The sequence below is a fragment of the Sinomonas sp. B1-1 genome, assembly GCF_050474465.1.
In the GTDB taxonomy this organism is placed as follows: Bacteria; Actinomycetota; Actinomycetes; order Actinomycetales; family Micrococcaceae; genus Sinomonas; species Sinomonas flava.
Window position 1 is genome coordinate 1 of sequence record NZ_JBCHVF010000025.1, and the last position, 3,459, is coordinate 3,459.

The 3,459-nt window shown below is 72.7% G+C and carries 4 protein-coding genes; 1 reads left to right on the forward strand and 3 read right to left on the reverse strand.

Annotated features, from left to right (window positions below):
* Positions 1-122: 122 nt before the first annotated feature.
* Both ACQ5BE_RS18885 and dapD read right to left on the reverse strand, forming a co-directional pair.
* Positions 123-971, reverse strand: a complete 849-nt coding sequence (locus ACQ5BE_RS18885; RefSeq protein WP_430298485.1) for a hypothetical protein — start codon at positions 969-971, stop codon at positions 123-125.
* A gap of 153 nt (positions 972-1,124) precedes the next feature.
* On the reverse strand, positions 1,125-2,147 hold the full coding sequence (gene dapD / locus ACQ5BE_RS18890; protein WP_430298486.1) for a 2,3,4,5-tetrahydropyridine-2,6-dicarboxylate N-succinyltransferase: 1,023 nt from the start codon (positions 2,145-2,147) through the stop codon (positions 1,125-1,127).
* A gap of 51 nt (positions 2,148-2,198) precedes the next feature.
* Here dapD and dapE point away from each other — a divergent pair, with 51 nt between their 5' ends.
* A complete protein-coding gene (gene dapE, locus ACQ5BE_RS18895) occupies positions 2,199-3,338 on the forward strand; it encodes a succinyl-diaminopimelate desuccinylase (protein ID WP_430298487.1) in 1,140 nt (379 codons plus the stop codon).
* A gap of 13 nt (positions 3,339-3,351) precedes the next feature.
* On the opposite strand, the gene ACQ5BE_RS18900 is transcribed toward dapE, so the two are convergent.
* On the reverse strand, positions 3,352-3,459 hold a 108-nt coding region (locus tag ACQ5BE_RS18900; protein WP_430297527.1), incomplete at its 5' end, for an integrase core domain-containing protein.

Consider the following 3,459-nt stretch of genomic DNA (forward strand, 5'->3'; position numbering starts at 1 on the left):
CGCCTCCACATCCAACAACTCACGCTGCCCGTCATCGCGACCCTGCATGAACCCAGTCTTAACCACCCGCGGCCCGAACCACGCAGGGCACGCCTCGCCGCCCCCAATTCTTCAGCGGTCTCCTAGGGCGCCTCGGCCAGCTGGATCGTCACGACGCCCCCGGGCGCGGAGGACTCGGTCCAGCCGCGGTTCCCGTCACGGATCCACGAGTGCCCGGCGACGTCGACCCGGACCACTGCGAGCTCCTTGGCGTTCGCGACCGCCCACTGCGCGATCGACCAGGCGCGGGTGCCGTCAGCTGGGATGCTCACGGAGCGGCCGGCCGTGCTCGCCTCCGTGGCGCCGTACGCCGCGGTGAGCTCGGAGCGCAGGGTCTTGGGGTCGCCCGGGGCGTCGGGCTTGCGCAGGGTGCACGTGAGGGAGGCCTGGGAGTTCCCGGTCAGTGCGGAGGCGAAGGCCCGCCCCATGTCCTCGTGCTGGGCGTAGGCCTGCGGGAAGCCCGAGCGCTGGACCTTCTGTGCGGCATCGGTGATCGGCAGCGTCTCGTAGCCGGGGATCTTCACGAGCCCGTCGTAGAACGCGTTCGTCGAATACACCGCGTCCATGATCTGCGCCTCGGTGCCCCACCCCTGCGAGGGGCGCTGCTGGAACAGGCCGCGGGAGTCGGGCCCGGCGCCGTCGCCGTAGTTGATGTTGCGGAGCTTGGACTCCTGCATGGCCGTCGCGAGCGCGATGGTGGCCGCTCGCGGCGGCAGTCCGCGGCGGACGGCGATCGCCGAGATCAGCGACGCGTTGGCCGCCTGGTCGGTCGCGAGAGACTGCTTCGCGTCCCCGAGGAGGGCGGTGCAGCCTTCGACCACCGGGGTATCGCTCCTGTTGAACACCACCGCCGCGATGTACACGCCCACTCCGACGAGGGCGAGCGCGACAAGGACGGTGAGGGCGCGCCGCACTCTGCGGGCGAGGGCCATCCGGGGTGCTCCTTGAGGTCGTGATCGGGATCGGGGTCAGAGTGCCGGCCGGGCAGGGCCGGGCGGGACGCGGGTGCCCGCGTCGACCCCGCGCGCGACGCCGCGTGCCCGCCGTGGCGAGTGGGCGGCGTCGTGCGCGTGGCCGCGGGAGCGTCAGTTGGCGTGCAGCGCCTCGTTGAGCTCGACGGTCTGGCCGCTGCGGGGCAGCACCTCGACCTGGCCGTTGGTGGAGTTGCGCCGGAAGAGCAGATTCGGCTGGCCGGAGAGCTCGATCGCCTTGACGACCTTCTCGGCGTTCTCGCCGAAGGCGTCCTTGAAGCCGCTGATGCGCACCCGGGTGCCGGCGGTGACGTACAGCCCCGCCTCGACTACCGAGTCGTCGCCGATCGAGATCCCCACGCCCGAGTTCGCGCCCAGCAGGACGCGCTCGCCGAGAGCGATCCGCTCCTTGCCGCCGCCCGAGAGGGTGCCCATAATCGACGCGCCGCCGCCCACGTCGGTGCCGTCGCCGACGACCACGCCCGCTGAGATGCGGCCCTCGACCATCGAGGCGCCGAGCGTGCCGGCGTTGAAGTTCACGAAGCCCTCGTGCATCACGGTGGTGCCCTCGGCGAGGTGTGCGCCGAGGCGCACACGGTCGGCGTCGGCGATCCGCACGCCCGCGGGGACGACGTAGTCGACCATGCGCGGGAACTTGTCCACGCCGTAGACGGTCACGGCGCCGCGGCGGCGGAGCTTCGCGCGCGTCGCCTCGAAGCCCACCGGGTGGCAGGGGCCGAAGTTGGTCCAGGCGACGTTGGGGAGCTTGCCGAACAGCCCGTCGAGGTTGACCGTGTTGGGCTGCACGAGGCGGTGCGAGAGGAGGTGGAGGCGCAGGTACGCGTCCGCCGTGTCCGCCGGGGCCTGATCGAGGTCGATCTGGACGAAGACGACCTTCGTCTGGGTGCCGCGGTCGGCGTCGTCGCCGTTCTCGGCGGCCTCGACGAGCTCGGCCGGGGCCGCGTCCACCACCGCGTCGTCGGAGAGGTGCTCCGTCGCCGCGCCCAGCGTCGGCGCGGGGAACCAGACGTCCAGGACGGTGGCCTCTCCCGCGGCACCGTCGGCGGCGGGAGAGGTGTGGATCGTGGCGAGGCCGAAGCCGTGGGCAGCGCGGGATGCGGCAGGGGTCTCAGTCATGCTCCCCAGTCTATCGGCGGCCCGCAGGGGCCTTCGAACTATGCTGGGCGGGTGACCTCCGCCGCACCCCTGACCCTTGACCTCTCGCAGGACGTCGCCATGCTCACGGCCGCGCTGCTCGACATCCCGAGCGTCTCGGGCCAGGAGGCCGCGATCGCGGACGCAGTCGAGGCGGCGCTGCGCGCGCAGACGTCGCTCGAGGTGACGCGCGACGGCGACGCGGTGGTGGCCCGGTCTGCCCTCGGACGCAGCGAGCGCGTGATCCTCGCCGGCCACCTCGACACGGTTCCCCTGCCCTCGGCAGGGGGCGCCCGCGGCACCGTGCCGTCCTCGTGGGACGGCGTGCCGGGGGAGGGCCTTCTCTGGGGCCGGGGCGCGACCGACATGAAGGGCGGCGTCGCCGTCCAGCTCGCGCTCGCCGAGCGCCTGTTCCCACGCAACGCGCACGACGCCGCCGCGCCGGCTCCCGCGCGGGACGTCACCTTCGTCTTCTATGACCACGAGGAGGTGGAGGCCGCCAAGAGCGGCCTCGGCAGGCTGGCCCGCAACAGCCCGGAGCTGCTGGCGGGAGACTTCGCGATCCTGCTCGAGCCGACGGACGGCACCGTGGAGGGCGGCTGCAACGGCACCCTCCGGGTCGAGGCCACCACGGTGGGGGAGGCGGCCCACTCCGCCCGGGCCTGGATGGGGAGGAACGCGATCCACGCGGCGGCCCCGATCCTCGCCCGGCTCGCGGCGTACGAGCCCGCGACCGTGACGGTTGACGGGCTCGACTACCGGGAGAGCCTCAACGCCGTCGGGATCGCCGGGGGGACCGCGGGGAACGTCATCCCGGACCGCTGCACCGTCACCGTCAACTACCGCTTCGCGCCCGACAAGAGCATCGACGAGGCGGAGGCGCACGTGCGCGCACTCCTTGAGGGGTTCGACGTTGTGCGCACCGACGGCGCGTCCGGCGCGCGGCCCGGCCTCACGCATCCCGCCGCCGCGGCGTTCGTCGCCGCGGTGGGGCAGGAGCCGAAGCCGAAGTACGGCTGGACGGACGTGGCGCGGTTCTCCGACCTCGGCGTGCCGGCGGTGAACTTCGGGCCCGGAGACGCCCTGCTCGCGCACAAGGACGACGAGCGTGTCTCCGCCGACGCGGTGCGGGCGAGCCTGCGCGCGCTCGAGTCCTGGCTCGCGACGGGCTAGGTGTACCCGGCCATCAGGTTGGTGCCAGCCGGCTGATCGGGGGTTTGCCTCCGAGTGCGCTGTGACAGCGTTCAGTGTTGTAGTGCTCGAGCCATGGTGCAAGGGCGGCTGTTCGTTGGTC

Excerpts from the sequence above, each read along its gene's own strand:
- dapD (WP_430298486.1), bottom strand. The coding sequence starts at position 2,147 with ATGACTGAGACCCCTGCCGCATCCCGCGCTGCCCACGGCTTCGGCCTC.
- ACQ5BE_RS18885 (WP_430298485.1), bottom strand. The coding sequence starts at position 971 with ATGGCCCTCGCCCGCAGAGTGCGGCGCGCCCTCACCGTCCTTGTCGCG.